23 protein-coding genes, 1 tRNA gene and 1 pseudogene are annotated in these 26036 nt (G+C 33.6%); 13 read left to right on the forward strand and 12 right to left on the reverse strand.

Annotated elements, in window-relative coordinates:
* Positions 1–105: 105 nt before the first annotated feature.
* Positions 106–1086, reverse strand: coding sequence for a pyruvate dehydrogenase (acetyl-transferring) E1 component subunit alpha (pdhA, locus tag OPR29_RS02475; RefSeq protein ID WP_265025406.1), 981 nt, complete (start codon positions 1084–1086; stop codon positions 106–108).
* A gap of 65 nt (positions 1087–1151) precedes the next feature.
* Between pdhA and hemJ the strand changes: the two genes are divergently transcribed.
* The 7 genes from hemJ (at position 1152) to OPR29_RS02510 (ending at position 10561) form a co-directional block, all read left to right on the forward strand.
* Positions 1152–1580: a protoporphyrinogen oxidase HemJ gene (gene hemJ, locus OPR29_RS02480; RefSeq protein ID WP_254229658.1), complete on the forward strand. Its 429-nt coding sequence runs from the start codon at positions 1152–1154 to the stop codon at positions 1578–1580.
* A 154-nt stretch (positions 1581–1734) separates the two neighbouring features.
* Positions 1735–3246, forward strand: a complete 1512-nt coding sequence (locus OPR29_RS02485) for an HlyD family type I secretion periplasmic adaptor subunit (protein ID WP_007302760.1) — start codon at positions 1735–1737, stop codon at positions 3244–3246.
* A gap of 556 nt (positions 3247–3802) precedes the next feature.
* On the forward strand, positions 3803–4567 hold the full coding sequence (gene coxB / locus OPR29_RS02490) for a cytochrome c oxidase subunit II (protein ID WP_265025407.1): 765 nt from the start codon (positions 3803–3805) through the stop codon (positions 4565–4567).
* A 15-nt stretch (positions 4568–4582) separates the two neighbouring features.
* Positions 4583–6133 carry a cytochrome c oxidase subunit I gene (gene ctaD / locus OPR29_RS02495; RefSeq protein WP_265025408.1) on the forward strand — a complete coding sequence of 517 codons (1551 nt, stop codon included), beginning with the start codon at positions 4583–4585 and terminating at the stop codon, positions 6131–6133.
* 1 nt (position 6134) lies between these two features.
* Positions 6135–7022 (forward strand): heme o synthase, encoded by an 888-nt coding sequence (locus tag OPR29_RS02500; RefSeq protein WP_052264838.1) that lies wholly within the window; start codon positions 6135–6137, stop codon positions 7020–7022.
* 175 nt (positions 7023–7197) lie between these two features.
* Entirely contained in the window at positions 7198–7635 is a 438-nt protein-coding gene (gene rnhA, locus OPR29_RS02505; RefSeq protein ID WP_007302764.1) for a ribonuclease HI, read from the forward strand.
* The gene (locus OPR29_RS02510; RefSeq protein WP_265025409.1) at positions 7628–10561 is read left to right on the forward strand and encodes a DUF3971 domain-containing protein; all 2934 of its coding nucleotides are present in this window, start codon (positions 7628–7630) and stop codon (positions 10559–10561) included. The genes rnhA and OPR29_RS02510 overlap by 8 nt, the downstream gene beginning before the upstream one ends.
* Before the next feature lie 30 nt (positions 10562–10591).
* On the opposite strand, the gene OPR29_RS06015 is transcribed toward OPR29_RS02510, so the two are convergent.
* From OPR29_RS06015 to OPR29_RS02535, 6 genes are all read right to left on the reverse strand, one after another.
* Positions 10592–11005: a YqaA family protein gene (locus OPR29_RS06015; RefSeq protein WP_012481730.1), complete on the reverse strand. Its 414-nt coding sequence runs from the start codon at positions 11003–11005 to the stop codon at positions 10592–10594.
* Positions 10974–12368, reverse strand: coding sequence for a cysteine--tRNA ligase (gene cysS, locus OPR29_RS02515; protein ID WP_012481729.1), 1395 nt, complete (start codon positions 12366–12368; stop codon positions 10974–10976). Before cysS ends, OPR29_RS06015 begins: the two co-directional genes overlap by 32 nt.
* Positions 12361–13017, reverse strand: a complete 657-nt coding sequence (locus OPR29_RS02520; RefSeq protein WP_007302767.1) for an exopolysaccharide biosynthesis protein — start codon at positions 13015–13017, stop codon at positions 12361–12363. Before OPR29_RS02520 ends, cysS begins: the two co-directional genes overlap by 8 nt.
* Positions 13018–13131: 114 nt before the next feature.
* A complete protein-coding gene (locus OPR29_RS02525; protein ID WP_007302768.1) occupies positions 13132–13785 on the reverse strand; it encodes an exopolysaccharide biosynthesis protein in 654 nt (217 codons plus the stop codon).
* Between the two features lie 126 nt (positions 13786–13911).
* Positions 13912–14079 (reverse strand): twin-arginine translocase TatA, encoded by a 168-nt coding sequence (gene tatA / locus OPR29_RS02530; protein ID WP_006013840.1) that lies wholly within the window; start codon positions 14077–14079, stop codon positions 13912–13914.
* Positions 14080–14219: 140 nt separating this feature from the next.
* A complete protein-coding gene (locus tag OPR29_RS02535; protein WP_007302769.1) occupies positions 14220–14957 on the reverse strand; it encodes an ABC transporter ATP-binding protein in 738 nt (245 codons plus the stop codon).
* 151 nt (positions 14958–15108) lie between these two features.
* Between OPR29_RS02535 and OPR29_RS02540 the strand changes: the two genes are divergently transcribed.
* Positions 15109–15182: transfer RNA gene (locus OPR29_RS02540), tRNA-Arg, on the forward strand.
* Between the two features lie 77 nt (positions 15183–15259).
* Here OPR29_RS02540 and OPR29_RS02545 read toward each other — a convergent pair.
* Positions 15260–16603 (reverse strand): ankyrin repeat domain-containing protein, encoded by a 1344-nt coding sequence (locus OPR29_RS02545; protein ID WP_214303380.1) that lies wholly within the window; start codon positions 16601–16603, stop codon positions 15260–15262.
* 114 nt (positions 16604–16717) lie between these two features.
* Between OPR29_RS02545 and glpX the strand changes: the two genes are divergently transcribed.
* From glpX to OPR29_RS02560, 3 genes are all read left to right on the forward strand, one after another.
* Positions 16718–17641, forward strand: coding sequence for a class II fructose-bisphosphatase (gene glpX, locus OPR29_RS02550; RefSeq protein WP_265025410.1), 924 nt, complete (start codon positions 16718–16720; stop codon positions 17639–17641).
* Between the two features lie 143 nt (positions 17642–17784).
* Positions 17785–18759, forward strand: a complete 975-nt coding sequence (locus tag OPR29_RS02555) for a hypothetical protein (RefSeq protein ID WP_265025411.1) — start codon at positions 17785–17787, stop codon at positions 18757–18759.
* A 101-nt stretch (positions 18760–18860) separates the two neighbouring features.
* Positions 18861–19229, forward strand: a complete 369-nt coding sequence (locus tag OPR29_RS02560) for a hypothetical protein (RefSeq protein WP_265025412.1) — start codon at positions 18861–18863, stop codon at positions 19227–19229.
* 7 nt (positions 19230–19236) lie between these two features.
* Here OPR29_RS02560 and ychF read toward each other — a convergent pair whose 3' ends face one another.
* Positions 19237–20331 (reverse strand): redox-regulated ATPase YchF, encoded by a 1095-nt coding sequence (gene ychF, locus OPR29_RS02565; protein WP_265025413.1) that lies wholly within the window; start codon positions 20329–20331, stop codon positions 19237–19239.
* Positions 20332–20449: 118 nt separating this feature from the next.
* Here ychF and OPR29_RS02570 point away from each other — a divergent pair, with 118 nt between their 5' ends.
* Positions 20450–21631, forward strand: a complete 1182-nt coding sequence (locus tag OPR29_RS02570) for a hypothetical protein (protein ID WP_265025414.1) — start codon at positions 20450–20452, stop codon at positions 21629–21631.
* Positions 21632–22026: 395 nt separating this feature from the next.
* Here the strand turns inward: OPR29_RS02570 and OPR29_RS02575 are convergent, their stop codons facing one another.
* From OPR29_RS02575 to tnpA, 3 genes and pseudogenes are all read right to left on the reverse strand, one after another.
* Positions 22027–22803, reverse strand: coding sequence for an enoyl-ACP reductase FabI (locus tag OPR29_RS02575; protein ID WP_007302843.1), 777 nt, complete (start codon positions 22801–22803; stop codon positions 22027–22029).
* 418 nt (positions 22804–23221) lie between these two features.
* The gene (locus tag OPR29_RS02580) at positions 23222–24067 is read right to left on the reverse strand and encodes a hypothetical protein (protein ID WP_007302842.1); all 846 of its coding nucleotides are present in this window, start codon (positions 24065–24067) and stop codon (positions 23222–23224) included.
* A gap of 107 nt (positions 24068–24174) precedes the next feature.
* A pseudogene (tnpA, locus tag OPR29_RS02585) lies at positions 24175–24593 on the reverse strand (IS200/IS605 family transposase).
* Positions 24594–25034: 441 nt separating this feature from the next.
* Here tnpA and OPR29_RS02590 point away from each other — a divergent pair.
* Positions 25035–25991: an IS5 family transposase gene (locus tag OPR29_RS02590; protein ID WP_213863789.1), complete on the forward strand. Its 957-nt coding sequence runs from the start codon at positions 25035–25037 to the stop codon at positions 25989–25991.
* Positions 25992–26036 lie beyond the last annotated feature (45 nt).

The raw sequence follows: 26036 nt of genomic DNA on the forward strand, positions 1-26036 counted from the left end.
ATAAGAGTTACTACAGTTTCTATTGACTAGGCTGTTATATAATAAAGTTAAGTGCTGCCAAAAAATATCTATAGTAGGCCAAAACATAATTTTGATGGCAACTGATTAGCTAACAAATTTATAAACATCAGTATATAGTTTATCAATGCCTGGCTCTTTACTATTTTTAGCAAAATCTTCTGACTTTTTTACTAAATCTCGTATTTCCTTATCAATAGCTTTGCATTCTTCATCAGAAGCGATTTTATTGTCTGTTATATACTGCTTTAAGGTGCTTATAGGATCATGATTTTGCTTCATATCTTCAACTTCTTCTTTTGAGCGATAAGTAGCAGGATCTGACATTGAATGTCCACGATATCGATATGTCTTCATTTCAAGCAAGATAGGTCCTTTTCCCCCACGTACGTGCTCAGCTATTTCACTTGTTAACTCATAGACAGAGAAAAAATCCATTCCATCAACTTGTTTTCCAGGAATACCAAAACTCTCTCCTCTTTTATATAGTTCAGTTACTAAAGTTGATCTTTGTACAGAAGTTCCCATTGCGTATTCGTTATTTTCTATGATATAAACCACAGGTAACTTCCACAAAGATGCCATATTAAATGATTCATATACTTGTCCTTGATTTGCAGCACCGTCACCAAAATATGTGAATACAACGTTATCTTTTTTCTTGTATTTATTAGCAAATGCTATTCCTGTGCCAATTGGGACTTGTGCACCTACTATTCCATGTCCACCAAAGAAATTTTTTTCAACATCAAATATGTGCATGGAGCCACCTTTGCCTTTTGAACACCCTGTTTCTTTGCCGGTTAGTTCTGCCATCACAACATTCGGATCAGAATTACATGCAAGCATTAAGCCATGGTCTCTATAGCTTGTGATAAAAGCATCACCAGGTTTTGATGCAGCTTGAGTCCCAACTGCAATTGCTTCTTGCCCTATTGATAAGTGACAGAATCCGCCTATTAATCCCATTCCGTATAATTGTCCTGCTTTTTCCTCAAATCTGCGTATGAGAAGCATTTTTCTGTAGAATCCAATCACCTGTTCTTTAGTGAAATTTTCTGCTTTCATATTGACTTTCTTTTATTAAATTGAGATCATACCAGAAATTTTTAACATTTTATAATACTATCTATATGGGCTACTATCACTGGCTTGAAGCTTTTCACGTTATCTCTGTAATTATGTGGGTGGCAGGTATGCTCTATTTGCCAAGGCTTTATGTTTATCATGCATCTGTAAAACCAGGGTCAGAAAATGACAGCTTACTTCAAATAATGGAGAAGAGACTCCTTAGATATATCATAAACCCTGCAATGCTTTTCTCCCTTAGTTTTGGAATTATGCTAATGATTATTAGGGAAGCATATCGCGAAGGGTGGTTTCATGTAAAAGCGCTAGCATTATTCTTAATGTTTGCTATTCATGTCCTACTTGCAAAGCATAGGAAAAATTTTGCAGTGGGCTTGAATAAGAAAACTCACGTTTATTTTCGTGTTTTAAACGAAGCAGTAACAGTGTTAATAATAATTATAGTTATTATGGTTATTGTAAAACCTTTTTGATTTTCTAGCCTAATGATGAACCATTGAATGGAGTATAAGAATTGTTACTAAATAGTTTATTCTGATGTTCCGTAGTCTAAGTAAAGTACTTAAGGTATAGATTCTTTGTTTTTGTGTGTTATCCTGGTTAACAAGAATTCGCAGTAGTATTATAATGAGTAAGTTAAAAAAGCTTAGTGCTGGACTTTCTTTGACAGGCCTAATTGGTAGTGATGATATAGATATGCAAAGGGCAGGAAATAGAAAGAAGAAATATCAATTTTTGGATAAGACGTTCGCATGGATTGATGCGATGATAAATTTTATTTTTAAACGTGAGAGTAATAACGTAAATGAAGTCCTAAAAGTCACATGGGGACCACTATTTTTTGGTTTAGTGGTGATATTCATCTTTTTTGGAATAGGTGGTATTTGGTCAGCTATAGCTCCAATTGACGGAGCAGTGCATGCAAGTGGAGAAGTTATTGTCTCTTCAAATAGAAAAATAGTGCAACACTTGGGTGGGGGAATAATAAGCAAAATTTTAGTAAAAGAAGGTCAAGCAGTTAAAAAAGATGAGCCTTTAGTTTTATTAAGTGATGTTAACGAAAAGGCAAATTTGAGTATAATTAAAGAAAAACTCTTATCACTTTTGGCAACTGAAGCAAGACTTATTGCAATCAGGGGAGACTTAGATACGCTAGAATTTTCTGATGAGGTTAAAAGATTATCTAACGATGAACTTGTAAATAAAGCGATAAAGAATCAGGTAAAGTTGTTCAACTCTCAGAGAAAGAGTATATTAGGAAAAACTGACATACTGCAACAACGTATAAAGCAGTTAAATGATGAATTAGCAGGGCTAAATTTTCAACTAAATGCAGCCCATAAGCAATATGACTTGATAACTGAGGAGTTAGAAACAAAAAGACAATTACTTGATAGTGGCCATATAAGCAAACCACACATTTTAGCTTTAGAAAAACAGTTTGCTGAAATTGAGGGTAGAGTTGGACATTACCGTTCTGCAATATCTCAAGTACAGCAAAAGATTGGAGAAAATGAGTTAGAGATTATAAATGTGAAGAATGATGCTCAAGAAAGAGCAAATGCTGAGCTTAAGGAAGTTAATACATCTATTGCAGACTTAAAAGAGAGGCTGATGGTTGCTGAAGATTCGTTAGCACGTACAATAATTAAATCACCTCAAGATGGTATAGTTACAGATATAAGATACCACACTGAAGGTGGTGTTATACAATCTGGAGTCCCAATCCTGAGTATAGTACCATCAGATGATGATCTAATAATAGATGCTAAAGTTCTAACCAGAAACATAGAAGAGATACTGTCAGCAAAAAAGAAAGATAGCAATATAGTCTCTATCGACGGACTAGAAGGGCTGAAAGTTAAAGTAAGGCTGAGCGCTTATAGTGCACGTCGCTTAAGTTTAATTAACGGTATAGTAAACCATATTTCCCCTGATGCTCTTGATGATCCAAGGATGGGGCGTTATTATTCAGTGCGAGTGGTGATACCAAAATCAGAACTTGCTCAATTTAAAAACGTATACCTATATCCTGGTATGCCAGTAGAAGTATATATAGTTACTCAATCTCGCACTCTTTTATCGTTCTTGTTTACACCTATAATTGCAACATTCGATAGATCTTTCATAGAGAGATAATTTATTTGGCTTTTCTAGAAAATTTGTTTACAGAGTTTGATATGCAAAAAAATTTACACACAAGTAGTGTATTATTTTATAATTATTTTCTATAATATGTAAATCTTTGATTTAAGATGCAAATGCTAACGTAAACATTAAAGGTTAATTAGTAAACTCAGCTGTATAATAGAATTAAAGGAATTAGTAAGATTTTTACCTCAATGAATTATAAATAGGCAAACTTACTTAAAGTTTAATAGTGTCTGTTACTGCTTTTAGGTGTGAGGCTAGAGGGTTATTAGCAATAACAGACACTATTAAACTTATTATAGAACTTCCTTAAAGTAAATACTTAACTTAAAATATTATAATATTTTAAGTTAAAATAGATTCATGTAAATGCTTTTTCCTCAAGTTAGTATCGTATTATTATATTTATTAAATGCTAAAAAAACATTAATCATCATTTACTTTTGATTCAATATTTAGCAAAACACTTGTGTAAATTCTATAATCTCTGTTTGCATAGTAAGTGTATATATATTATTATACAGTTAGTTTTACAGCAAAAAATATGGTGAAGTTATTTGCATTATTGATAATGTTTTACTCAAATATATCAATTGCTTCTGCTCCTACTTCTTGGCAATTTGGATTTCCTGCGCCTGCAACTGAGATAATGGAGGTTGTAGTTAAGTTACATTCGTTTGTGATGAGTGTAATGATTGCAATTATGCTTTTTGTATGGGCCCTGCTTGCTTATGTAGTATTTCGCTTTCGTAAGGGCAAAGTGAAAAATGTCAGTAAAATAACTCATAATATCTTTGTAGAAATTATCTGGTTTGTTATACCAACGATTATTGTTGGGGTATTGGCTTTTAAAAATGCTGAATTAATTAAACTACAGGAGAAAGTGCCAAAAGCTGACATAACACTAAAAGTTATTGGTCATCAATGGTATTGGAGTTACAAGTACCCAGAATATCAAGGTATTTCATTTGACAGCTATATAAAAGGAAAAGAAGACTTTACCGAAAGAGATTTAAAACTATTCTCTGTTGATAATAACGTTATTTTACCTATCAATACTAATATTCGTTTACAAGTGACAGCAGGAGATGTAATACATAGCTGGGGAATACCGGCTTTTGGTATAAAAATTGATGCAATACCAGGTAGGCTGAATGAAGCATGGTTTAACGTTACAAAGCCCGGTATTTATTATGGGCAATGTTATGAACTATGTGGTCAAGGTCATGGATTTATGCCAATTGTTGTTGAAGCAGTGAGTAAAGAAGATTTTAATAAGTGGATTGAAGATAAAAAATTAGTAAGTTAAGTTTGGAGTATAGATATGAGTGATGTACCAAAAGGTATAAGACGTTGGCTGTTTTCTACTAATCACAAAGATATAGGGACACTATACATTATTTTTTCCATATTAGCTGGAATTATTGGTGGATTATTATCGGTAATTATTCGTACTCAGCTAATGCACATTAATATACTTAACAATAATTACCAGCTATATAACGTAATGATTACAGGGCATGCGGTAATAATGGTGTTTTTTATGATAATGCCAGCCTTAATGGGAGGATTTGGTAATTGGTTCGTACCTCTCATGATTGGTGCACCAGATATGGCATTTCCTCGTATGAATAATTTAAGTTTTTGGTTGTTAGTTTCATCTTTTATTTTGCTTATCCTCTCGGTATTTGCTGGCGAAGGTCCTGGAACAGGATGGACTTTATACCCACCTTTGTCGCAAATTATGTCCCACCCAAGTGCAGGAGTTGATCTTGCTATACTTGCACTTCATGTTGCTGGTATGTCATCAATTGTTGGGGCGATCAACTTTATAGTCACTATATTCAATATGCGTGCAAAAGGTATGTCACTCACTAAAATGCCACTATTTGTTTGGTCTGTTTTACTAACGTCATTTATGTTAATTGTTGCCTTACCGGTACTTGCTGGTGCTATAACTATGCTGCTAACTGATCGCAATATTGGTACTTCCTTTTTTGATCCTGCTGGTGGCGGTGATCCTGTGTTATTTCAACACCTGTTTTGGTTTTTTGGTCATCCAGAAGTTTACATAATTATTTTTCCTGCATTTGGCATCATAAGTCAAGTTGTATCAACTTTTTCCCATAGGCCAGTATTTGGCTATAAAGGGATGGTTTATGTTATGATAGGTATAGCAGCATTTGGCTTTATGGTTTGGGCTCATCATATGTTTACTGTTGGGCTTAGCGAAGATGCTGCTGTGTTTTTTAGCACTACAACAATTTTTATTGGTGTTATAACTGGTGTAAAAGTCTTTAGCTGGATTGCAACTATGTGGGGTGGGGCAATTGAATTTAAAACCCCTATGCTATTTGCGCTAGGTTTTATTTTTATGTTTGTTGGTGGGGGTATAACCGGAATAATTCTTTCTCACGGTGGAATAGATAAACTTTTACACGATACCTATTATGTCGTTGCTCACTTTCACTATGTCATGTCGCTTGCTGCATTATTTGGAGCCTTCGCTGGTTTTTATTATTGGATAGGCAAAATGTCAGGTAAGCAATATAACGAGTGTTTAGGAAAGGTACACTTTTGGCTCACTTTTATTAGCACCAATGTTACTTTCTTACCTCAGCATTTCCTGGGATTAGCCGGCATGCCAAGGCGTATACCTGATTATCCCGACGCGTTTATCCCTTGGAATTATATATCCTCAGTTGGCTCATATATGTCCTTTGTTTCAGTTATGTTTTTTGTGTTTATAGTTATACATCTCTTCAAATGGGGCAAGAAAGCTGGAGATAATCCTTGGGAAGGTGACACTTTAGAATGGACGGTATCTTCACCACCGCCTTTTCATACTTTTGAAAAACCACCAGTGATAAAATAGAATGTACACAAGTGTTTTGCTAAATGTTGAATCAACAATACTGGATTTTTGGCATTTGCTAAAGCCAAGGATAATGTACCTTGTAGTGTTTACTGCAATTGCTGGAATAGTTGCTGCACCAGGTAGCATTCATCCTTTCCTTGCACTAATATCTCTTATGTGCATTGCTCTTGGTTCAGGATCTGCAGGTGCAATAAATATGTGGTATGACAGAGATATAGACTTGCTTATGGAGAGAACAAAAAACCGCCCTATACCTTCAGGTAGAGTTTCTGCAGAAAGCGCGCTTGAATTTGGCATAACTCTTGGAATATTGTCAGTATTTATCATGGCAATAGCAGTGAACTATGTTTCTGCTGCTTTGCTTGCAATTAGCATATTATTTTATGTTTTTGTGTATACAATTTGGCTCAAAAGGCGTACTCCGCAGAATATTGTTATTGGTGGTGCAGCAGGTGCTTTTCCTCCAATGATTGGCTGGGCGGTTGTAACTGACTCTGTAAGCTGGGAAAGTTGTATTCTATTTTTAATAATTTTTATGTGGACTCCACCACATTTTTGGGCTCTATCCTTAAATAGATCTGAAGATTATACAAAAGCATCGATTCCAATGTTCAATATCGTTTATGGTCCAGAAAAAACGAGGAAATATATATTAATCTATAGCGTGTTACTCGTATTAACTAGCTTACTCCCAGCACTATTTTTGAAAAAGGCTCTATTTTACCTCAGTATGGCAATTATTGAAGGGTGTGTTTTTATTTGGTTTGCTGCATCCGTTATAAGGCTTAAGAGTCATAGCTCGCAGAAAAAAATGTTTTCTTATTCGATTTCTTATCTATTTTCTCTGTTTGCCAGCGTTATTTACTGCTCTATTGATTTGTTTTAACCATGAAAGAACATAAAAACTATCTTTTACTTTCTCTTCTAATAATGCTCGTTGTAGCACTTTTTTTTATTTCCATAATAAAATTTAAAGGTGCGGCTTAAATTGCCTCTATATCTATAAAAATTGTGATTTTATAGAAGCAACGATATACTTTATTAATTCACTACAGTTAAAGATGAAGAAAAAGGAAGTGACAATATACACAGATGGAGCATGCTCTGGTAACCCAGGGACAGGAGGGTGGGCAGCAATCATATTATTTCAAAATCATAGAAAGAACATCTGTGGTAGAGAAGAAAATACTACAAATAATAAAATGGAGTTAACAGCAGTGATCAATGGACTGAAGGTATTAAAATTTCCTTGTAATATCAGTTTGTATACGGATAGCCTCTATATTAAATACGGTATAACAGAATGGATAAATAAGTGGAAAATGAACGGCTGGAAGACAAGTAATAAGAAGTCAGTAAAAAATATAGAATTATGGAAAGAATTAGATAATGCTGCTTTGCAACACGAAATTAATTGGAATTGGGTGAAAGCGCATAATGGTGACAAATACAATGAGGAAGCTGATATTCTAGCAAGAAAAGCAATAATCAATGCTTAAAAAAATTACTATATCATTTTCTATAATTTTATTATTTATATCCTGCTTCTTTATCTTTTTTAAAGGTGAGGGACCTCTAGAAATCAATATTAGTTATATTAATTTTTATATAAAGAAAAAAATATTAAAGATATTTACCAATTCGGATGTCAGCATGGAGAGTACTTCGGTTATTTGGCATCAAGATGGCAAGCTAGTCATTACAGATTTAAAAATAACAAATCCTGATTTTACAATAGAAGTTCCTGAGCTTTTCGTACACTTTAAGTTAAGTTCCAAAAAGTTCTCTCAGGTTTTAGCTGATAATGTACACATATATATCAAGAGGGAGGAGAGCAAAGAGATAACATCTGTAATGACAGAGAAGATGAGTAGTACAAAAAATCTGCTAAAGACAATAAGAAAATTTTTTTTCTACTTCAATGCAGACTCAAGGATTAAAATTACTAACATTGCTATCAATAAAAGCATGGAAGGTGAATTTTTTATTGATAAAGTATATGTAGGGAAGGGGGAAGATTTCAATGTTTTGGATATTCGTGTCCATACAAAAGAAGGTAAAGGGTTTCTAGATGATTTATCCATTACGATAAAAAACCGTAATAATTTACTAAATTTCTATGGAACATTCTATAACCTAAAGTTGGGGCTATTTAACGAATTTTCCACACTAGTTAAAAGTTACAATTTGGACAAAGAAATAGGATTCAAAGGAAACTTTTCAATTAGAATTAATGGAAAGGATGAAGTTGTGGACGGAAACATATACGTGTTAAATACAGAGAGTCACTCAGGTAAAAACTTAGCCTTGACTAATGTAAATGTAAATTTGACATATAGTGATGAAATCATTAGCATAAAAAACTTTCATTTTAAGTTAAATGATACTTACCTTTCTTTGATTGGTAAAATGAACTTTGGCACAAATCATGCTTTGCTTAGAGTTAATATTAGTAAACTTGTTGCAAAAGATTTATGTACTTATGTACCAGATGGTCTAGTGAACAATGAATTTAGAAAGTGGTATTGTAATAATATTGATGGGAATATTATAAATACAATTATAAGTTTTAACGGTAAAATCGATAGTTTAATAAATGATGATCTGTCAGGTATTGTAATTGTTGCTGATATAGAAAATGGCAGCGTTCAATTTGATGAGGATTTTGAACGAGTAGAGAACTTGAACGGTGAGTTAACCCTCAAGGATAACAATCTCAAAATTATTGTAAATAGCGCTAAGTTCCAGAATTTCAATATTGATGGTGGCGAAATTGAGATGCAATCTCTTAATAAAGAGGATTCTGTTCTCACAATTAATGGTCAGGCTGTAAGTGATGCTTATGGGTTATATGAACCTATAAAATTTAAGCTGGATGATATGATGAAGATTACAAGGGACAGTATAGGTGGAATAGCAAAATCTGTATTCAGTTTTCACATTTTTAATTTAAATGCTGATGATAAAAAAGTAGATTTTTTAGCCAAATTTCATTCTGAAATTGATAATTTTGTCGCGTATAATGGCAGTCTTGGTAAATATGAGATTAAGCTTGATTTCGGCGGAGATTTTATTGATTTAAATGGCAGTGGTATGGTAAATAATACACAGCTGCTATTTGACCTCAAAAGTAGCAATAAAAATGAAAATTTTGCCTGGAGTTTGACTGGAGATTTGCCTGCTCAAATACTTAATTTCGGTGATGGCTATATCAATGCAAATATAGAGTCAGTAATGTATCAAGACAAAACAGGGTATGTTAATGGTAATATAGATTTATCAGAGCTCGAGTTGCGTTCAAGCTACTTAGGGTGGAAAAACCATTGTGAAGATCACAATGAAGTTTTATTTTCTACAAGGCTAAAAGGAGTAGGTAAGTTACTAATAGATAAACTAGATGTTGTAGGAAATGATCTAGACATAAAATTTAGCGGAAGAGTAGAAAATGGAAATCTATATTTAAATTCTAGCAACTTTAAATTACCTGATAATAATTTTAGTATAGAAATTGAATCAGGTAAGGAGAAAAATGCCATAACTATTCACGGTGAGAAAATCAACTTAAGTGATGTGTTAGGTTTACTTGGCAAAGATAGTAATCGATTAAATAACAAAATAGAAGTTACTATGAATGTTGATAATATAATTATGAAAGAAGGAATTATCATAAAAGATGCTAAGCTAAATGTAACTTGTGCTAAAGGTGATTGTAGTGGAAGTCAATTCACAGGACAGTTTTTAGAAGATAACAGTAATATACTAGTAGAACATAGTGAAATAGGGCTTGAAATATATTCGGATAATTCAGGTATGCTTTTGCGTTCTTTAGGTATTGGTAAATCAGTTAAAAATGGCAAATTATCTCTTTATCTATCTTCTAAGAGAGAAAATGGAGAACATTATGGTATGTTATCTATCAGCAATTTCTATATCAAAGATGCTCCACTGCTTACCACTTTATTATCAATGTCTTCACTGCCTGGTATTGTAAATGCTATAAAGAACGAAGGTGTACATTTTTATAAGTGTAATGCACCTTTTTCATATAAAGATGGCACTGTTGAAATTGAAGAATCTTGGCTTGAAGGAGCGGAACTAGGCATTAGCACTAGTGGTACGCTCGATATTAAGGGTTATAAATTCCAGGTTGAAGGACAAGTAATACCGGCATACTCAATTAACAAATCTTTGTTGAAAATCCCTATAATCGGAAAACTTCTGACTGGTGGAAAGAGTAGGGGGATTATTTCAATAGACTACAAAGCAAATGGTGATGATAAAAACAACAACGTATCTGTTAATCCTATCTCTTCGCTAACCCCAAGCTTACTTAAGAGGTTATTAGGAGTATTTGATCGTATTATGACAAAAAGTAATAAAAGCATTTTAAAAGGTAGTTTGAAGAAGAAATTTAGCTCAATATGACCAGAAGAAAAGTTGTTTATTGATGTTTAGTTAGATGGTAAACGTTAGATACAACAAACAGAGGAAGTTAGATAAAATAATTAAGGGAACAAGAATATAAAGGTTTAACTTGAAGTAACCGGATAAAATCTGAGTCACACTTCCAAGTGCTGGTACCCACGAAAGCAATGCAACTGCACAAATCAGTAGGTGCCTTACAATTTTTGGTGTTTTGTCTTCATTCTCTAATTTGTGATGTGATCTTCTGATAAAAATTGTTATTCTACCTAAATACCAGTTAGCTATTCCACCAAGACTGGATCCTAATACTCCAAAAAGTAATATAAGTAGTTGATCGTAGTTTGACCTAAAGCATAACATAGTGTAAAGTACAAAACCTTGATGTATGGGTAAGATAAGCGATGATACTAGGCTATCTATAAACAATAGGAGATAATTTTCCATACCAAGTTGTTGTACCATCTTCGTTGTCAGAAATTGTAACCCCCATTTGTTTCAATTGCTCTCTTATTTTGTCTGCAGTATCATAATCTTTATTTTGTTTTGCTACTTTTCTTAAGTCTATCAACCTTTCTATTTCTTGATGACTCACACCACTTGCAAACCACTCTTGATAACTTGACTCAAGAATACCAATGAACCTTGCGCTTTTAACAAACTTCTTAGTTAATTTGAGCTTCTCATATTCATTACTTGTCTTATTGATTTCTGTAGCCATTTCATGCAATATGGCTACAGCTTCAGGAATGTTTAAATCGTTTTTCAAAGCCTCTATAAAATCTTTAGAGACTTCTGTATCACTTTCCTCAATACATGTACTACGTAATAACCGATAAAACTTGTTTAAAGTTTCTTGCGACTCAGAGATAACATTTTCTGTCCAATCAAGTGGTTTTCTGTAGTGAGTTTTAAGCAGCGCATAACGTATTACTTCACCCTTTATTCCACTATCTAACAAATCCCTTACTTTGACTATATTAAATAAGGATTTGCTCATTTTCTCTTCATTTACCGTAAGAAACCCGTTGTGTACCCAATATTTTGCAAACGTTGACTCAGCAAATGCAGATTTACTCTGTGCAATTTCATTCTCATGATGAGGAAATTGCAAGTCTATACCCCCACCGTGAATGTCAAAATCTTTGCCAAGGTAAGCATATGACATTGCTGAACATTCTATATGCCACCCTGGTCTTCCCTCTCCCCATGGACTATTCCAGTGACTTGAAAGTTTATAGTCAGTTTCGTTTGCAGGTTTCCAAAGTACGAAGTCTCCTGGGTGTTTTTTATTTTCACCAACTTCAACTCTACTACCGTAGTTTAATTCATCAATTTTTTTTCCTGATAAAACGCCGTATTCAGGGTAAGATTCTACACTAAAATATACATGTTTATTGGATTCATAAGCATGACCAGCTTGCAGCAAAGACTCAATTAACTTGATAATGTTATCTATGTTTTCCGTTGCTTTTGGTTCATATGTTGGTTCTGCACAATTTATGCTTTCCATGTCTTCATGAAAAGTTTTAGTGTAATATTTGCTAATGCTTTCTATATTACTATTTTTCTCATTTGCTGCATTGATTATCTTGTCATCGATGTCGGTTATATTACGCACATAAGTAACTTTTCCATAACAAAATTTAAGCAGTCGAAATAATACATCGTAAACAACAATAGAACGTGCATTACCTATATGTGCTGTATCATATACTGTTGGCCCACAAACGTACATTTTTATATGATCTTTATCGATCGGTGTAAAGGGCTCTTTTTTTTTTGTTAAAGTGTTGTAAAGCTTAACCATATACAAAGCTTTTTAGAAAAGAAAATGCTCCAAATATAAGCTGTGGTCCTTTAACTATTACGACAAGAGTAAGTAATAACCCACACAATGATACTAATACTCCCATTATAGAGAGAAATCCATCTTTGCTCATGATACCCAGTGAAATGAGAGTTGTACCAATTGCAGGAATGAAGTTAGTTAAAGGAAGTGGGATTGCTATCGATAATGCACAAAGCAGCATTATAAATGCTAAAATATTTTCACCAGGACCACGAAAAATGAAAGACATTCTTGGTTTCATGAACTTTTCTATTTTTTTTAATGTAGGTGAAGTTTTCTCTACCACGAGAGCTAGTGTTGAACGTTGAAAAGATTTCCTTTCTAGCCAATTAGGCATCCAAGGAGAATCAAACCCAAATAGAAGCTGCAGTGAAAATAAGATTAAAGGTATAGAAAGAATGGTTGTATAGCCAGGTGGAACAGGTATAGGTACTGATAGCGGTAAAGAGAAGATGATTATTAAAATACCAAAACCACGCTCATGTAAAGCTGTTTTAATATCAAATAATGTTACTTTATCATTATCGTTATTATTAGTATCTGCAACCTCTTTTAGAATATCAGAGGCCAATTTTTTATCTTCAGTCAATTTCACACTTTTTTCCACAGTTACCCTTTAATAACAATATAACTTCTAACTAACATAGTTATTGCTATATTTCAATATCGATTATTCATTTCATGCTGTACTTCATTCTTTTATTAAAGTGTTGTAAAGCTTTTAAGTTATAAGGCTTTTAAGAAGAGAAAGTGTTCCGGCTATAAGTTTTGGTCCTTTAACTATTACAATAAGGGTAACCAATAACGCACAGAATGAAACTAACACTCCTAACGTAGATAAAAATCCATCTTTACCCATAATGCCGAGTGAAATAAGAGTTATACCAATTGCAGGAAGGAAGTGAGTAAAAGGTAATGGAAGAGCTATTATTATTGCACAAAGCAACATCATAAAAGCTAGAATCTTTTCACCCGGACCAAGAAAAATAAAAGACATTCTTGGTTTCATGAACTTTTCTATTTTTTTTAATATAGGTGAAGTTTTCTCTACCACGAGAGCTAGTGTTGAACGTTGAAAAGATTTCCTTTCTAGCCAATTAGGCATCCAAGGAGAATCAAACCCAAATAGAAGCTGCAGTGAAAATAAGATTAAAGGTATAGAAAGAATGGTTGTATAGCCAGGTGGAACAGGTATAGGTACTGATAGCGGTAAAGAGAAGATGATTATTAAAATACCAAAACCGCGCTCATGTAAAGCTGTTTTGATGTCGAACAATGTTACTTTATCACTATCGTTGTTATTGGTATCTGCAACCTCTTTTAGAATATCAGAGGCCAATTTTTTATCTTCAGTCAATTTCTCACTTTCTTCCACGATTAACCTTTAATAACATTCTAACTAACATAATTATTACTGTACTTCAATCATACCTCTTCAATTCTTTAGCCTTGTTTAAACAAATGACACGCACTTTAGTGCGTGTCACGAAACATAAGGAAGCTAACGATCTGGTTCATTAGATGATAGTTTCTCTGAATCCTTAAGTTCTTGTTTAAGGTTTTTAATGCCTTTGCCTAAATCACCCATAACTTGTGGTAACCTACCTGCACCAAACAGAACTAAGATTATTATTAAGACTAGAAACAGCTGCCATGGACCTAAACTCATTTGTACCTCCGTTGAAAATATTAACTTTTAGGTATTAAAACTTGACTGAAGCCAAGTGATACATAAATTATATCACTTTTATTAAATTATAAATCAAGAGTTTTTAATTATCTTATAATAGTTTTAGCCTAACATTAAGTTTAGTTTAGCTGTAGAGTAAAAGGAAGCTCACTAAAAAATTTTGCTAACGTATCATCTTTAGGTCTGTGGTATATGTAGCTAGGAACTCCTGATTGAATAATTTTACCATTTTTCATCACGTAAATAAAATCTGCAACTTTCAACGCTTCTTGCGGATCATGAGTTACCATGAGTACAGGAATATTTTTGCTTCTAAAAAGTGACAATATATGGTGCCTTATTCGATATTTGAGCAGTATATCTAAATTAGAAAATGGTTCATCGAGCAAAACAACATCAGGATTTTGCGCCATTACTCTTGCTATTGCAACTAATTGTTGCTGTCCTCCTGATAAAGCATGAGGGTACATGTTTTCATATTTTTCTATATTAAATAGCTTTAAGATTTCCAATGCAGTAAGGTATTTTTCTTTCTTAGAAGTACTGCAAATAGCAAAAGTTATATTTTCTATTACTGTTTTATGAGGAAATAATGCAGAATGCTGAAAAATCAATCCGATATTTCTACGCTCTATAGCAATTGACACTTTGTTACTTGCAACTAATTTATCATTTATAACAATGGTTCCAGATTTTGGATTTTCTATTCCTGCGATTAATTTTAGAATTGTTGACTTGCCACAGCCAGAATGACCTAGTAAACAGGCAACACTTCCTTTCTTCACTTGAATGTTGATGTTGCTTAAAGCAAAGCCATCTTGATTACTATAAAAGTAACTAATATTGTTAACTAGCATTAATCTTTCAATTGGAATCGTATTATTAAATATAACAGTATTACATTCAAGAAATACAGAAATATTTTTTATTATTGTGAATTAATTGTACAGGGTGCCTAGAAAAATGCGAGACTTTTTGCTATAATTTTGCATAAATAGCAGAAGACATGGGACTATAGCTCAGTAGGATAGAGCGTTGGATTCCTAATCCGAAGGCCGTGCGTTCGAATCGCACTAGTCCCACTTAATCTTAATAAAGTAGAAGAAACTAACACAGGTTTACAACACCGTTCTAGGAGTTAGAGTCCCAGTTTCTCAACTTACAGCGTTTGCATGCTTGGGTTTATATGCTCAACCTTATTTTCTTCCATTGCTCTATAACTTGGCAGTGTAGAATTTTTTACATGTAATCCAGTTACTATTACAACTAAAATAGCTAGGACACTGCAAACTAATGCACCAGCTAAAGATGGAACCATCACAGCAGCAGCAACAAACAATCCTGCAATAACAACTCCAACAACATCACTCCTTAATGAGGCGTAAAAACTCTCCTTACTTTTTTTGTATTTAGTTTCTTTTTCATGTGGTGGAGAAAATTGAGCCTCTACAAAGCCGTTAGCTTTCTTATCATTATTTGGTGTGACAGTTGGGTCAGCCCTTGTTGATACAGGCGTTTCATTTTTGTTATTATTACCGTTAGTACTAACTGGAGGCGCTGTTGCTACAGATCTATTACCAATATTTCCATTACTGCTGCAAGGTTTTGCTCTATTTTCTTTTACATTGGGTGTTTCTGGTGTAATAAAGTTTAAAAGTACCTGAGTAATTTCTTCTTGTGTATTATTTTGTGTATTATTCACAGCACACTCTAAAGCTGCTTGTCTGCTTTCAGCATTTACATAACCTAAAAATGCTTTAACTTCTTGAACATTACCTTGGATAATAGCAAGACGCAGAGCGTTAAATTTTTCTTCTTCATTAAATTTACCACTATCCAAGAGTATCTTTATAACATCAGCTTGTTTATTTATTGCAGCTGTACCCAACACAGTTTTGGAAGCAGTATCTTTAAAATCGATTCCGATGTTTAAATTTGTGAGTAACTCAACAATCTTTAGGAATATAATGCGATCGTCGATAATACCAGGTCCTTCTGAACGGACAGCATAATAAAGCAAAGTCCAACCATCTTGGTTTGTTATTTTTATATCTATTTTCTCTTTTTCAAGCTCATTACAAAACTCCTCAGCAGTTATATTAGGGTTGCTAGCTACAATTTTCTTTATCTTGTTGTATGAAGTAGAAAATTGATCATCTTCATTTTTGTTGCTAAGTTCTGCTCTACTCTCCTCCACATCAGGTATGTTTTGCTCCTCTTCTTCCTTCTCATTTACCGCTTCAGCTATTTGTTCTTGCTCAGGAAGCTTGAATCCGTTTTTAAGGAAAAATTCTTTAATACGTAGGTTGTCATTTTCATCTGCAAGTTTTAGAAGTAAATCTCCTAATGAATGGCCTCCTTCACATTTATCTTGAAAATTAATTTCTTTCCAACTTCCTTCCTTTGTTAGATCTTCAAGACTAGCAATCCCTTTATTATCAAATTTTAAAATTGCAGCTATTTTGCGATAAAACTTCTTAACATCACCATCACTATATGCCATAATTAAACCCACTACTATAATGCTTATGTTATACTAACTTTCCCACAATCAGTCAAGGAATCTTGCAGTCTCAAATGGCATGATATATATTGATTTATAATTCTCGAGTAAATGATGGAAGATTTAGCCTATAAGTTAGTGAAAGTGACCGAAGCTGCAGCACTTGCTGCATATAAATTGGCAGGCCTTGGTAATGAAAAAAAGGCCGATCAGGTTGCAGTTGATGCAATGCGTACGGTGCTAAACTCAATGGAAATAAATGGTACAATTGTGATTGGGGAAGGGGAGAGGGACGAAGCACCGATGCTATATATCGGAGAAAAAGTTGGCACAGGAAGTGGCCCTGAGATTGACATCGCTGTTGATCCACTTGAGGGCACTACGATTTGCGCTCATTATAAACAAGGGGCAATGTCTGTTCTTGCTGCAACAAAAAAAGGTAATTTTTTACATGCACCTGATGTTTATATGGAAAAGATAGCAGTGGGAAAAAATCTCCCAGAGGGTGTAGTCTCACTAAAAAATAGGATTGAGAAGAATCTGGACAATTTAGCCAAGGCAAAAGGATGTAAAGCAAGTGATCTTATAGTAACTGTACTTAAACGTGAAAGACATGATGAATTAATAGCAAAAATTAGGAAGCTAGGAGCAAAAGTGAAATTAATAGATGATGGTGATGTTGCAGCCATAGTTTCGCTAATAAATGGCAATCACGATATGTATATCGGTACAGGAGGAGCTCCAGAAGGAGTGCTTGCAGCAGCAGCGCTAAGCTCAATCGGTGGGCAGATAGAAGGAAGATTAATATTTGACACGGATCAATTAAAAGAAAGAGCAAAAAATTTGAATATCACTGACCCAGAAAAAATCTACACCGTGAAAGACATGGCAAGAAGTGAATCAGTGTTCATTGCAACTGGAGTAACAAATGGAGAGTTTGTGGATGGAGTAAAGTGTGGCCAAGATATTTGTCTGACTAATTCATTAATAATATTGCCTGGTAAAGTAATAAAAATACAAACAAAATCAATATCTTAAACATTTGTTATATACTAATTATATAATTTTGTAGAAGCTACCTGTAGCTGTCTTGTAAAAAAATGAGTTTACATATTAATTTTAGCTTTACAACATTTGGCATTAAGTTATAATTAAGCTTATTTCCGTATAAGAGGTGTGAAATGATTGGTATCATTTTTAAATTTTTTAATATTTTCAGTAGTAAAAACTCACCGCCTGAAAAAAATAATAATTCTTCTTTAAAAAGCAAAGAAAGTTTAGCTATTCAAAGAGATTCTCAATGTGTTTTACCTGATAATCAAAGTGGAAAGAATACAACTAAACCATTTCTTCAAACAAATCTTCAATTTAGTGAGGATGATGTAAAAAGCGTGCTCCAAGACTTCGAAAAATTGGATTTTAAGAACAGTAATGAGTGTTTTAACGAAATAGCAGAAGATTATGAAAGGAGGAAAAAAAGTGACCTTTTTAACTACGTAATATTGAATAAGCGAAAATATATAACAGATATATTAGATCAGAGGCTTGCCCACAAAGATCAAGAAAATTTTAGGAAGAAATTTAGTGAATATCTTCTTAAAATAAATGAGAAAATGAATTATGGGAAAGAATTTCAAAATAAACTTCAATTTTTTGAAGATAGGGTAGAAGAAGTATTATCAGATTTTAGAAAATTGAATTTTGGCCTTAAGGATAATTTGTGTAAAGATGATAAGGATAACGTAAATTATAATAAAGGCTGGCCTGCAGATCCATTTGACAAAATAGCGAATTATTATCGATGGAATAAGAACATTTTCCTTTTTAATTATGTAGTATTAAGTAAGCAAAAAGAAATAATAAGTATATTGAATGAAAAGTCTATTCCTGAAGACAAGCGAAAGAATTTTAAAAAGAGGTTGGGTAGATATCTTCTTCGAGTCGAAGAAGGGATGAGTAACGGACAGGAATTTCTCAAAACTGATAGTGCAGTTGCCTTTTTTGATGGATGTTATGTGCCATGCGCATATGCAAAACGTTCTCTTAATCATTATGATCATCTTAGTATTAATATTTCTAAGCCTGGGTGTAGCTTAGAAATCAGCCGTCTTTTCACTGACAAAATTGAAGGGATGGAAAGAAATAAAATGAGGTAAAGATAGTAGAAATATACAGTAACGATAAAAGAATAGCAACGGTTGAGAAGAATGATAATGGAAAAAGAAATTACCGCTTTGCAAAAGATGCAACATGCGATATGAAAATTAGTTGGAGTGCAGAAAATGAGAAAGGTAATTCTGTTAACTGCTTTATTAGTTTAAATGTAAATCCTAGTGAAATTGAGATTGGTCAGGCAACTATTAATGGTAAAGATGTTGAACTAGACGAAATTTTGAAATTAGCTGAGCAAAGCGAAGATGTGCTTATAGAAGGTAAAGCTTTACATGAATTTTTAGAAGAATGTCTGGAGAACGTATTATGTGAGGAAGAGAAGAATATACAACCACAGGGAAAAGAAGTTGTTACAATACCTAGCTCCATTCTCCATGATGTGGAACTAGATGAGGTCAGCGAAGAGAAAGATATAATAAACAGAGGCCGTATTCCCTGGTTTTTTGGTAGTTAGATGTATACTACACATTAAACCTAAAGTGCATTATATCACCATCTTGCACTATATAGTCTCTGCCTTCGAAGCGAACTTTCCCTGCATCTTTGCAAGCTAATTCGCTTCCATATTTTATATAGTCTGCAAAGCTTATGGTTTCTGCTTTTATAAATCCCTTTTCAAAATCAGTGTGAATTACACCTGCTGCTTTGTCAGCTGTTGATCCTATCTTTATTGGCCATGCACGTGCTTCTTTGGGGCCCACAGTAAAAAAAGTTATCATACTTAGCACTTCATACATAATACGTGCTACTCCATCAAGTCCTGATTCTTGTAAGCCAAATTCTGATAAAAAATTCTGTTTTTCCTCTTCACTATCAAGATTTGCAATATCTGCTTCAAGTTTCGCTGAAATACAATAAAATTTGCTTTTGTTTTCCTCTGCCATTTTTTCCACCCTTTTAGATAGTTCATTACCAGTTATGATATTCGTATCTTCAACATTGCATACATACATAACAGGCTTTGTTGTTAGCAATTGAAGCAACTTCATCTCATCTTCATCGATATTCTCCAAGCTTCTTGCCGGTTTACCTAATTTTAAAGTAGCTAATACCTCTTGCATTAATTCAAGTTGTCTCTTTAGCTCTTTATCACCTTGCTTTGCTTTCTTTTCCAATTGAGGAAGCCTTTTTTCTATGCTATCAATATCAGCTAGAATTAACTCCATTTCCACTATTTCAGCATCTGATATTGGATCTATTTTACTGTTTACATGGCTGATATCGTCATCCGTAAAGCACCTGAGCAGATGAACAATGGCATCAACTTCTCTGATATGACTCAAAAATTTATTTCCTAGTCCTTCACCCTTGCTCGCACCCTTAACCAAGCCGGCAATATCGACAACTTCCAGTTGATTGTAGATTATTTTCCCCGAGTGAGCAATCGAGGCAATTTGTTTCAAACGCTGATCTCGTATTGGCACTTTGCCAACATTTGGCTCGATTGTGCAAAAAGGATAATTTGCAGCTTCAGCTGCACTTGACTCTGTAAGTGCATTAAATAAAGTTGATTTTCCTATATTTGGTAACCCAACTATACCACAGTTAAAGCTCATATTTGCTATTTAAAGCCTTAATTATTGCATAATTAAAAAATTTTTGCTATACCTAATTAGTTACTTATTAATAAGTTAGTTAATATAATAACATATAGCTTGAATTAAGGTAGAAATTATGGTTGGGCTTAGAAAACGGAAATTACCAAATGGTTTTGACAGTATTGAAAATGTTAAAGGACGCAAGACTTCAGAGAGTAATGTAGAAAAAGAACCTTCTAATAACCAAGTAGTTAAATATGATACTGCAGGTGATGGCAATTGCTTTTTTCATGCAGTGTTTGGTGATAACAGTTCTGGTACATATAAAGCTGAAAGAGCGCAAGATATGAGAATGGAATGGCACAAATTTTTAAGTCGATTTACGTCTTTAGATGATCCAAGTATGCCAGCTCCTTTAAAGGATCAGCTAGAAAAGGTTTTTAATATGTTTTTTAATAAGCCAGGGGATTTAACTGGCAAGTCTGATAAAATAAAGGGTCTGGTTAAGCAAACAAATAGGAAAATTGAAAATGCTGAAGGTAATGTGAAGAGGTTAGTAAGTAGAGCTGTTAGCAAATTTAATATATCGCATAATCAAGCTGTGCTTAATCTAAGTGAATATGCAGAGGCTCTTGATAGCATTGGTGAGAGTGACTATAATGCCGAATATAACAGTGATTTTATTACACGCTCATTTCTTGACAAACCTGAACTCTATCAATCCTATCTAGAAGCAATAGAAAGTAAAAGTTATTTTCCTTTTATTGAAGAAATTCAATTATTAGCTTCTTTAGCCAACATTGAAATTAATGTCCATTGTAAAGTTAGCGGCAGAGAGAAACAACAAAAGTTTGAACCAAATCCTGAAATGATAAACAATGATCAACTAAATCAGATGTTTAATCGTGAGAGTTATAAATTAAATGACGAGTTATGGGGTAGTAAAGAGAGAGAAACAATATATCTTGAAGGAAATCATTACTCTAGGGCTAAAATTGTAACTCAAGAGTTAATAAAACAGCAGCAGGAGCAAGAAGACTTTCTATTAGCAAAACAACTTCAGATAGATGAAATTTTGGAATATTGTGATCTTTCAAAGGATATCTCTGAGAAAGTAGAGATTGAGAGGGAGTTTGATGAGTTATTGGCAAAAAATGCTGATGGAAAAATTGGTGATGTTATAGGGCAGTGCATTAATGATGTACAGCAACGTATAAAATGCCTTGAGGAGCCAGTCTTATCAAGAAGGTGCAGTGTGGAAGAAGCACGTGTAGAAAAAACATTTTATCAACAACAAGTACCACAACCTGTAAGATAAGTCTTCATAGTCTATATACTTCTATAGGGGGGCATTCTATAATAAAAGCCATGCTCATTTTTAACCACTGCTTAATAAGAATAAAGTCTTAGCAAAACAAACACAAGAACAATAGGATTTCTTGCTTGCAAAGCAACTCCAAGATCGGGAGGAAAAAGACTTTTTCCTTGCAAGGCAACTTCAAGAGCAACCCTCACGCACAATCCCTTAACCCAAATGGAGGAAGTAAAAATAGAAGATCAGCAGCAACAAATACTTATAAAATAATAACTCTATGGTTAATGTGCGAGATTTAATTAAAAAATGTTGTCATTCGAGTAGCTGACACTGGGCTCCAATGTCAATTACTCGGATAACAAAAAAACACAGGCTTCACATGCATCTGCAGTACTGTATTAGTCTACTATCTTCATTCCCACAACATTATACCCTGAATCAACATGTAAAATTTCTCCAGTTGTACCACTACTCAGGTCGCTTAATAAGTATAGTGCTGCCTTGCCAACATCTTCTATTGTAACATTGCGTCTAAGTGGAGAATTAATTCTATTCCATTCCGATATGGAGTGAAAGTCACTTATTCCAGAAGATGCCAAAGTTCTGATTGGACCAGCAGAAATTGCATTTACTCTGATGTTCTTTGGCCCAAGATCACATGCTATATATTTTACACTTGCTTCAAGTGCTGCTTTACATAAACCCATCACATTATAATTTGGCATAACTTTTTCAGCACCATAGTAAGATAAAGTAAGTAAACTACCACCATTTAACATCATTTTTTCGGCGCTTTTTGCTAAAGCAGTAAAAGAATAGCACGATATATGCATTGCATTGAGAAAGTTGTTTAGTGAAGTATCGACGTATTTACCATTGAGCTCATTTTTATCAGAATATGCTATTGCATGTACCAAAAAATCAATAGCACCCCACTTTTCCTCTATTTCTTTAAAAGCACTATGTATGATTTCCTCATTTGAAACATCACAATGTAGTGTTAGCTCCACATTTAATTCATTCGCTATTGGTAATAATTTCTCTTTTATTACTTCATTTTGATAAGTGATTGCAAGCTCAGCTCCGTGCTCTGAGAGAGTCTTTGCTATACCATATGCTATTGACCTCTTATTTATTATTCCGGTTATTAACCCTTTTTTACCCTGCAATATCATAGAAATTATTTGCCTTTTTTATAATTTGAAATATTAACTAGGCAAAGTCAATTATGTTTTAACTGTAGCTAACGTATAAAAATTACTTCCGCATATTTCCAACCTCATTATAATTACAATTAGAGATATTTTAAGAGCTCAAAATCTATCTTTAGTCTGCAGACTTTTTAATCAAATTTATTAAAAAATATATTCTTCAGTGTATATCTGTCGTATATGCACTGCATTTTTTTCTAACTTTTTTTACACAGGAGGATTTTATGTCCAGAATTCCAGATACTTGACCTTTACTTTAAAACCAACTGGCGCCTATGGTTTTTATAAAAAGATTACAGGAAATAAAAATACTCTAGAGAACATGAAATAAGGATACTGAAATATAAGCTGCCTATATTTGCAAGCAGCTCATAAAGTCTTCTTATTTACTTACTCCTTGAGCAGAAGAAAGTTGTTTTGATATAGTCACACTTTCCATACTTGTTGAAGGATTCTGTGAAACTTTTACTATTTCAGAACCTTCTTTACGTAAGTAGGATAGTGCATCATACAAGGACTTCGCTTCGTATTGTTTTCCTACTTTTACTTCTTTATGTGCAGCTATTTGCTCCCAAGTGATATCATTGCTTTCAATAAGCTTGATAGAACCGTCATCACTAATATTAATTTTCATTTTACATTCTTTTTCTTCATCGTACCAATTCAAAGTCATGTTATATGAGCCATTAGCTACTTCATAAATTCTTACTCCATGCTCATCAACTCGTCCACGCATTCCTCTTTTTTCATCTCCAGGTAGCAACAATGTAACCGCCGTTATCCTATTGCTTTCAAAAAAATCATTAGTTAAAATATTACTAATGTTTATTTTTCCTTTATTATCATTCAGCACAGTTCTTGCAGTCAACATAGTTCTAATTGGACTTCTCACTCTAAGCTGTACAGATTCTACATCACTGTTTTCTATGTGTTGAGCAATTTCTTGCTTAGTTTCATCAATAATCTTGCCTTTTAGATATTTACCGTGATTTTCATTTTCTGAATTATAAGGAGAGCTATCAGCAAGAATTCGCCTTTTTGACTCTTCATCATCACAATCTAAATATTCAATTTTGCGGTCATGCTTGGTACCTAAAAATGGATGATCATCTGCTCTCACCCTATTATTCGGAGGAAAATTGAAAGTCCTATTCGGTTTATCACTCGATACTGATTCAGATATACCTTGAACAGCTTCAAAACTTTTTTTAAAAGAATTAGTTAACATTATATACCCCCTTATTCTATAAATAGTCTTATCTTAGAATGTTTTTAACATATGTCAATTCAACCACTATGGATTAAAATCCAAAGATTGAGAGAGAGCATAGAATGCTAACTTTCGACTTGAAAGTCACCAAATTTATCTTCTTTTTTAGAGTGATTTTCAATATAATTTTTTATCATTTCGTCAGTTACATTTCCGCTAGTCCTGACAAAGTAGCCTACTGCCCACAACCCAATATCTCTTTTTTAGCTCTGGAAAGTTTTGCTGGATTTTTCTGGAACTTTTTCCTTTTATTAACTGCACTAACTTACTAATACTTAAGTATGGGGGTACAGAAACGTATACGTGTACATGACTTGACGCAACTCTACCTCTGATAATTTCTACTTGATTATTTGCACATACTTCTTGTACAACTTCTTTAGCTTTCTGTCCAATATCTCCAACTAGTACTGGATATCGATATTTTGTTATCCACACTATGTGATATATATACAGAGTGACTGCTTTTTCTATAATATTCCACATTCTTTCAGATTTTTCACCTTAAAATTATATTCTTAAAAGGATGGACTTCAAGTCCAGGGTTTTTCTCCCAAATTTGGGACAATAAAAATTTGATATATTTGACATAAAAGCGTTTTAAATAATAAGAGCAAAATGGACAAATCTATTTCGTGAGTAACCAAAAACCGTTTTGTATTCATTCAGATAAGGAAAAATAGCAGATAGTGTCATGCAAGTAGCTGACACCCTTTTGGTGGACCACACACACAACTTTACAAACATTGCAATATGGCACATAGTAAATGATGTTATTCTATAACGCAAGACCTATACTCACCCAACCTAATGCATTACTTGCAATTTGGATCCCAGTGGGCTTTGTTGCACCACTCAAGGAAAGAACAGGCAGTTACTGATGGAATTTGTTATAAAATAGATATTTAGCCGACAAAGGAAAAATATGCCAATAAGAATGAAAGTCAGTAACTGCAATGAATATAACAAATTTCTTCAAGAAAGGGGAAATGTTTTTCATTATATCAACGATGCCATTGAAAATTGGTACGAAAATAGTCCAAAAGTAGCAGGTGGCAACAATGTCTACAGCGACAAAGTAGTGATTCTAATTCACATAATAACCTATCTATTCAGGATTGGTCTTAGGCAAACAGTGGGATTTATAGAGAAATATCTTGAGCAAATAGGGAAAATTTTGCAAATTATCAGCTATTCGCAGGCTTCAAGAAGGTTTAAAAAGCTTAATATCAAAATCAACGACTGCAGAGTTGATAAGAACGATATGGAAGATATTGAAATTGCTATAGATAGTACAGGTATCAGCATCTACAATAATATTCCAGGCCATAGTAAGGCAAATGGTACAGATAGAAAGTATCGCCGCTATGAGCAAACAAGAAAGCTACATGTAATGCTAGAGATAGGTAGTAAAAAAGTTATAGCTGCAAAATACAGTAGTGGAGTTTATTCCGACCACTATGGAGCCTGTGATCTTATTGAAAGAGTGGATACCAAGTATAACATAAGCACGATATATGCAGATAGGGCATATAATCGAAAGAAGTTATACAAACTGTGCGATGAGCTTGACATAAAGACAAGGATTCCTCCGCAAAATAATGCAGTAGAGCATCCAAAGTTGGATTATATGAATGAGAGAAATTCTACAATCAAGCTCATAAAGTCATATGATGAAGATGGTATGAAGAGGTGGAAAAAAGAGATAAATTATTGGAAGAGATCTTATATAGAAAGTTTTTTCTCGCGACTGAAGCAAATATTTGGATTTAGTTTTAGGAATAAATCTGAGATTAATCGTGAGAAGGAACTGCTACTCAAGTGTTATTTGCTTAACAAATTTACTGAAATAGGCATGGCTAAGTTTGATATAGCTTCATGAATTTATTATACATTACCCACTATCCGAAGAGCTGTGCAACAAGGA

The sequence above is a fragment of the Wolbachia endosymbiont (group B) of Pammene fasciana genome (genome assembly GCF_947251495.1).
Taxonomy (GTDB): domain Bacteria; phylum Pseudomonadota; class Alphaproteobacteria; order Rickettsiales; family Anaplasmataceae; genus Wolbachia.